Here is a 6,861-nt window from a genome sequence, read left to right as displayed (position 1 = left end):
AGCGTCGCCTCGCGTACGACTTGGGCCGGGAAGTCCGCGGGACGACTGCCTTTTCTATCCACTCGACACAGTCGTATGCCGAACCGTTCGCCATCGTCGACACCGTCGACGCAGTCGCGCGGTCGATTCTTCCGCGTCTCCCCGTCGACGTCGCCGTCGAGACGAACAACTTCGCCGAGGGGCGACTCATCGAACACGCCCACACCGTCGAAGTCGAAGCGGGCCTCCAGAAGTCCGACGAAGCGGCCGAAAACGCCTACTGGCTCATCCGCGCGTTCCTCACGGCGACGAACGTGCTCCCCGCCCCGACAGTCGCGAGCGACGGCGGCGACGACATCGAATCACAGACGGAAGACGACCGGTTAAAACTCGCCGCGCCCCGAGAGAACAGCCTCGACGTGTTCAAACTCCTCGAACGACTCCCCAAACCGGACGCCGACGAGTACGAGGTTCTCGCACACAACTTCGAACCGGTCGAATCCGGGGAGGTGTTCGCCCGTGCCGACGCCGAGACGTTCGCCGCCGAGCGCGACTTCTACCCCATCTTGCTCTCGGCGTACGGGTACGCGGACATCTTCGGATACGCCGGCGAGAAGGTCGGCGAACTGCCGTAGTCTGAGTACACCGACGTCCAACTTGCTCCCCCCTCAGTCGAACAACTGAGCGACTGCGTCGTCGACCGAGTCGACTCTTGCTGGGTCGTCCGCCGGCCCGTCGTCCCCGACGTGTATCGCGTCCCACCCAGCACGACGGGCACCCACGATGTCTTCGTCGTGGGTGTCACCGACGTAGACGTACTCGTCGGCCGGGAGTTCGGCTTCGGCGGCCTCGAAGATACCCGCATCGGGCTTCCGAGCGGCGACGTCTGGGTCGTTCGACACCACGACAGCGTCCACTTCAGAGTCGAGTCCGTGTCGTTCGAGTTTCGCTCGTTGCATCGCTGGGACACCGTTCGTCAGGATTCCGACCGGCCCTCGCGATGCGGCGCGGACGACGGCCGAACGTGCTGATTCGGGGACCGCCGTCGCCGCGAGTTCGGCTTCGTGGTACCGCGCCGCGAGTGTCTCCGGGTGGGCATCGACGTCGAACTCGGAGACGACGGCCTCGAAGCCGTCCCGGTAGGGATTCGTCGAGAGGCGCTCGAACGCCTCGAAGAACACGGAGAGGTAGTGGTCGTACGCCCCTCGCGGTGCGTTCGGGACTGCCGTCTCGAATATCGTCTCGAACTCTTCTGTGTACTGGAGGAGCGTCAAATCGAGGTCGAAGAAGACTGCCCGTGTCATGCCAGTGAGACGGTGCCCGAGACAGAAAGAACCGGGCTACTCGTCGGCCGCTTCGAACTCCACGAGCGTCAGGTTCCGGTCGAGGTAACAGTGGTCGTGCGGTGGGTCGCCGACGACGTCGCTGATGCGGTACTCCTGGTCGAACTCAGCGCCTTCGGGAACGCAGTACTGGTGACTCGGGCACTCGGTGTGGGGACACGGTCCCTGTAAACTGGCTTTACTACCTGCGTAGGCCCCTTTCGAGGGGACGTTTGCCTTCACAGCGGCGGTTTCGACTTCGACGGCGCGAACGCCTTCGTCGTGGACGGCACAGTCGAGAACTTGCGTGTTCTCGCGGACGCCGATGACACGGTAGCGAACGCCCTCGGTGAGATTGAGACACTGCCGACGGTACGGACATCCCTCACAGGCGCTCGATTCACCGTGATAGACGAACTCGGTACCCGGTTCGGTCAAGCGGGCACCGACGAGAGTGACGGAGGTCATGCCACTCCGTTGATTCGCGGGGTGGTTAAGGTTCCCGCCCGGTCAGTTCGTCGAGTTTGTCGAAGTAGTCCTCGCGCGGGATTTGGTACGCTCCGCGGTAGTCGAACTCGCCCTCGGAGAAGCGTCGAGCAATCTCTGTCGCACCCTCGACAGCAGACTCACGCGAGTCGAACTCCTCGACGTGGACTTCGATTTCGGGTTCCATGAAGAGGACGGCGTGCCACGTATCGGTGCGGATTTGCGACGCACCGGGGCGCTTGGCCCGCGACCCGTTCCACACGAAGATGGTGGGCATACACTCCGCGGGGAACGACGCTTCGTTGAACACGTCCGGCCGATACGCGAGGATTCGACGGCCTTCGTGTTCGTCGTTCCAGAGCGTCCACCCGGCGGGCAGGTCGGTCATACGTCCGCTAGTTCTCCGTGTATCCTAAGCCTTCCCGCTTTTCGCTGCGAATCGCACGAAAAGCGTCGATAAAACGTCCTATGAAGGAGGACATGATTTCGAGGCGACGCGATTAACGACTCCGTCACGTCGCTGAACCAGCGATTAAACCGGCATACGTCGGTCGTCCGAAGGGTCAGCGCGAGTGGTATGAATCCGGAAATAATTCTGGTTTAGACAACTTCCTGACTACTTTCAGAGAAAGCGTTATATGTTAACGTCTCTCATTGTGAGCTAGTCTCGGTCACTGGACCGAGCGAGTCGCCCCGCGCATCGTCTCCCCCAATCGCCGATTCTGTCGCCAGTCGCCGTCACGTCGCTCGCGCGGAGCGACGGCGGCGCCCATCGCCCCGTCTCTCGTAGTCTCGTGCTACGCGTCGTCGGGTCGGTCGGTGTCGTCTGCGACCCGCAGACGCGGGCGCGTCGCCTTCGACCGTCTCCGGACGGCCGGTCCGACGAGGCTCCACGAACAATGACCGGCGAAATTGAAACACTCGCAGACCTGAGCAAACACTACAGAGACTCCGTACCCGCCGACCTCCGCGAGGCGAAGAGTTTCGAGTGGTATCTCGAAGAGGTCTACGCAGATCCGAAAATCGCTCGCAACGCCCACCAACGCGTGGCGGACATGTTCGACTTCTACGGCACCCGTTACGACGAAGACGCGGGTGTCGTGGAGTACCTCATGGCCTCCGAGGACTCGTTACACGACGGAGAGAACGTCTTCTACGGCCGAGAAGTTCACGAGTCGATACACGAGTTCGTTAACAAGGTGAAATCAGGGGCCCGCGGCCTCGGCCCCGAAAAACGCATCAAACTCCTCTTGGGACCCGTCGGGTCCGGAAAGTCACACTTCGATTGGCTCGCCCGACGCTACTTCGAGGACTACACGATGCGCGACGAGGGTCGCATGTACACCTTCCGGTGGACGAACATCGGCGACGTCATCCGCGACCAGGACCCTTCCGACAACGTGGTCCAGTCGCCGATGAACCAGGACCCAATCGTGTTGCTCCCCCAAGAGCAGCGTGACATCGTCATCGAGCGACTGAACGAGAACCTCGACGCACCGTACACCATCCGGAACGACCAGGCACTCGACCCGGCTTCGGAGTTCTACATGGACCGCCTGCTCGCCCACTACGACGACGACCTGGAGTCGGTGTTGGAGAACCACATCGAAGTCATCCGACTCGTGGCCTCCGAGAACAAGCGGCAGTGCGTCGAGACGTTCGAACCCAAAGACAAGAAGAACCAAGACGAGACCGAACTGACCGGCGACGTCAACTACTCGAAACTCGCGGTCTACGGTGAGTCCGACCCGCGGGCGTTCGACTACGCGGGGGCGTTCTGTAACGCCAACCGCGGCATCTTCTCCGGCGAGGAACTGCTGAAACTCCAGCGCGAGTTCCTCTACGACTTCCTGCACGCGTCGCAGGAACAGACCATCAAGCCGAAGAACAACCCGCGTATCGACATCGACCAGGTCATCGTCGGGCGGACGAACATGCCCGAGTACCGCGAGAAGAAAGGCGACGAGAAGATGGAGGCGTTCAACGACCGGACGAAGCGCATCGACTTCCCGTACGTCCTCGAATACGAGCAAGAAGCGGAGATTTACCGCAAGATGCTCCGGAACGCCGACGTTCCCGACATCCACGTCGAACCCCACACGCTGGAGATGTCCGGCCTCTTCGGCGTCCTCACCCGTATCGTCGAACCCGATTCGGACACCATCACGCTCGTCCAGAAGGCGAAAGCCTACAACGGCGAGTTAGACGACGGTGACGACGTCGACGTGCGGAAACTCCGCGAAGAAGGCGAGAAGAAAGCCGACATCGCCGAGGGGATGGACGGCGTCTCCGCCCGCTTCATCGGCGACGAAATTGCCGAGGCAATCATGGACGCGACCCACCGTGGTCGTAAGTACCTCTCGCCACTGTCGTCGTTCACCCACCTCGAAGAGAACCTCGAGAACCACGGGTCGATTCCCGAAGAGAACCTCGAACGGTACCACCGCTACCTCGAGATGGTCCGCGAAGAGTACAAAGAACGCGCCATCGAGGACGTTCGCCACGCCCTCGCGTACGACATCGACGAGATTCGCCGACAGGGCGAGAAGTACATGGACCACGTCATGGCCTACATCGACGACGCGACGGTCGAAGACGAACTGACGGGTCGCGACCAAGAGCCAGACGAGAAGTTCCTCCGGGCGGTCGAAGAGAAACTCAACATCCCCGAGGACCGCAAGGACGACTTCCGGCAGGAAGTCTCCAACTGGGTCTCGCGACGCGCACGCGAGGGAACCTCGTTCAACCCGCAAGACAACGACAGACTCCGCCGCGCCCTCGAGCGCAAACTCTGGGAAGACAAGAAACACAACATCAACTTCTCGGCGCTCGTGAGTGCGAACGAACTCGACGACGACGAACGCAACGCGTGGGTCGACGCACTCGTCGACCAGGGATACTCGCGCGACGGAGCCCGGGAGGTGCTCGAGTTCGCCGGTGCGGAGGTGGCCAAGAGCGAACTCGAAGGCTGACCATGCGAGATTACATTCGCGACGCCGACGAGGCCCTCCGTGGCACCTACGAGGAACCGATGAGTCTCGGAGAGTACGTCGAAGCGGCCTTCCAGTCGCCGTCCATCGCGTCGCACGCCTCGAAGTACCTCCTCGAAGCAATCGAGTCGATGGGGACCCGTTCGGTGGTCGAACAGGGTGAACAGAAGGAGCGCTACTGCTTCTTCGACGACCCCGCAAACGACGGTGAACACGCCGTCCTCGGCAACACGGACGTGTTGAACGCCTTCGTCGACGACCTGCGAACCATCGCCGCCGACCGCGGCAAAGCCGAGAAAATCGTCTGGTTCGACGGGCCGACGGCGACGGGCAAGTCCGAGTTGAAACGCTGTCTCATCAACGGCCTCCGAGAGTACTCCAAGACCGACGCGGGCCGACGATACACCGTCGAGTGGAACGTCGCGAACGCCGCGGACACCCGCGGCCTCTCGTACGGTGGCGAAGTCGAGTCAGACGACGAAGACTGGTACGAGAGTCCGGTCCAGTCGCATCCGCTCTCGGTCTTCCCGGGCGACGTGCGAAAGCGATTGCTCGAAGACCTCAACCGCGAGAACGGCGACCACATCCCCGTCGACGTCGACGAGGCTCTCGACCCGTTCTGCCGCGAGGCGTACGTCTACCTCGAAGAGGAGTACCGGCGCGCCGGGAGACAGGACCTCTTCAGCGCCGCCACCGACGACAAGCACCTCCGCGTGAAGAACTACGTCGTGGACGTGGGACGTGGCATCGGCGTCCTCCACTCCGAAGACGACGGGTCGCCGAAAGAGCGACTCGTCGGGTCGTGGATGCCGAGTATGCTCCGCGAACTGAACTCCCGTGGTCGCAAGAACCCACAGGCGTTCAGTTACGACGGCGTCCTCTCACAGGGGAACGGCCTCCTGACAATCGTCGAAGACGCCACCCAGCACGCCGACTTGCTCCAGAAACTCCTGAACGTCCCCGACGAGGGGCACGTCAAACTGGACAAGGGCATCGGGATGGATATCGATACCCAACTCGTCATCATCTCGAACCCGGACCTCGACGCCGAACTCGACAAGTTCGCCGACAGGAACGGACGCGACCCGTTGAAGGCGCTCAAACGTCGCCTGAACAAACACGAGTTCCGCTACCTGACGAACCTCTCGTTGGAGGCCGAACTCATCCGACGCGAACTGGCGAACGAGACGAGCGTCTGGACCGACTCGCCCGAGGTGATGGCCGAACGCGTCGCCGAAGCGATTACGCTGGACGTTCGGGAAGGACCGGGCGCGGTTCGCGCGCGCGAACTCGCACCGCACACCATCGAGGCGGCGGCACTCTACAGCGTCGTGACCCGTCTCGACGCCGAAGACGTTCCGCTCGACCCCGAACTGGAGTTGAACCTCGTGGACAAGGCACTCTTGTTCGACCGTGGCTACTTGCAGGTCGGCGACCAGCGCCGTGACGTCTCCGCGTTCGAGTTCATCGGCGACACCGAGGGGACACACGGGATTCCCGTGACCTTCACCCGCGACGTCATCGCCGACTTGCTCCACGACCGAGTCGACCGGCACCACCCCGACCTCGACGTGTCGGCCGTGGTCATGCCCGAAGACGTGCTCGACGCGATGGTCGACGAGTTGCCCGACGCGCCGGTGTTCTCACGCGCCGAGTCGTCCGAGTACGAAGGCCGCATCGCGATGGTCAAGTCGTACATCTTCGACCAGCAGGAACGCGACGTCCTCGACGCGGTGTTGGCCGACAAGGGCGTCCAGCGCGAGACGGTCGAAGAGTACGTCGAACACGTCTACGCGTGGGCCTCCGACGGCCAAATCGAGACCGAACGCGGTCCCATCGACCCCGACCCCCTGCTCATGAAACTCTTCGAGACCGAACATCTCGGTCGGTTCTCGAAGAACGAGTACGAGGGGAACGACCCGTCTGAGGCGGTCGAAGCCTTCCGCAACGAGAAGGTCATCACCGCGCTCAACCGCTACGCGTGGGAGAACCGCGACGAGGGATTCACCGTCTCCGACGTGGACCTCACCGAGATACCCGTCATTCGGACGGTTCTCGAGACGCACGCGTGGGAGGACGTGCGC

Annotated in this window: 6 protein-coding genes; 3 read left to right on the top strand and 3 right to left on the bottom strand. The window is 62.4% G+C overall.

The window, feature by feature from the left end; all coding sequences use genetic code 11:
• Positions 1-614, top strand: a 614-nt coding sequence (locus AUR66_RS09425) for a hypothetical protein (RefSeq protein WP_058572186.1), incomplete at its 5' end; no start/stop codon positions are given.
• Between the two features lie 33 nt (positions 615-647).
• On the opposite strand, the gene AUR66_RS09420 is transcribed toward AUR66_RS09425, so the two are convergent.
• From AUR66_RS09420 to AUR66_RS09410, 3 genes are read right to left on the bottom strand one after another with little or no spacing between them, the layout of a single operon-like run.
• Entirely contained in the window at positions 648-1,283 is a 636-nt protein-coding gene (locus AUR66_RS09420; RefSeq protein ID WP_058572185.1) for an HAD family hydrolase, read from the bottom strand.
• Positions 1,284-1,319: 36 nt separating this feature from the next.
• Positions 1,320-1,769, bottom strand: coding sequence for a UPF0179 family protein (locus AUR66_RS09415; RefSeq protein ID WP_058572184.1), 450 nt, complete (start codon positions 1,767-1,769; stop codon positions 1,320-1,322).
• Between the two features lie 25 nt (positions 1,770-1,794).
• Positions 1,795-2,175 carry a DUF5820 family protein gene (locus tag AUR66_RS09410; RefSeq protein ID WP_058572183.1) on the bottom strand — a complete coding sequence of 127 codons (381 nt, stop codon included), beginning with the start codon at positions 2,173-2,175 and terminating at the stop codon, positions 1,795-1,797.
• 511 nt (positions 2,176-2,686) lie between these two features.
• On the opposite strand from AUR66_RS09410, the gene AUR66_RS09405 reads away from it, so the two are divergent.
• Positions 2,687-4,759 carry a PrkA family serine protein kinase gene (locus AUR66_RS09405; RefSeq protein ID WP_058572187.1) on the top strand — a complete coding sequence of 691 codons (2,073 nt, stop codon included), beginning with the start codon at positions 2,687-2,689 and terminating at the stop codon, positions 4,757-4,759.
• A 2-nt stretch (positions 4,760-4,761) separates the two neighbouring features.
• Positions 4,762-6,861: PrkA family serine protein kinase (locus tag AUR66_RS09400; RefSeq protein WP_058572182.1), on the top strand; the 2,100-nt coding region annotated here is incomplete at its 3' end.

This window comes from Haloferax profundi, assembly GCF_001469865.1.
GTDB classification, from domain to species: Archaea; Halobacteriota; Halobacteria; order Halobacteriales; family Haloferacaceae; genus Haloferax; species Haloferax profundi.
Note: the sequence above shows the minus strand (reverse complement) of the source record. Positions and strands in the feature narration are given on the sequence as shown.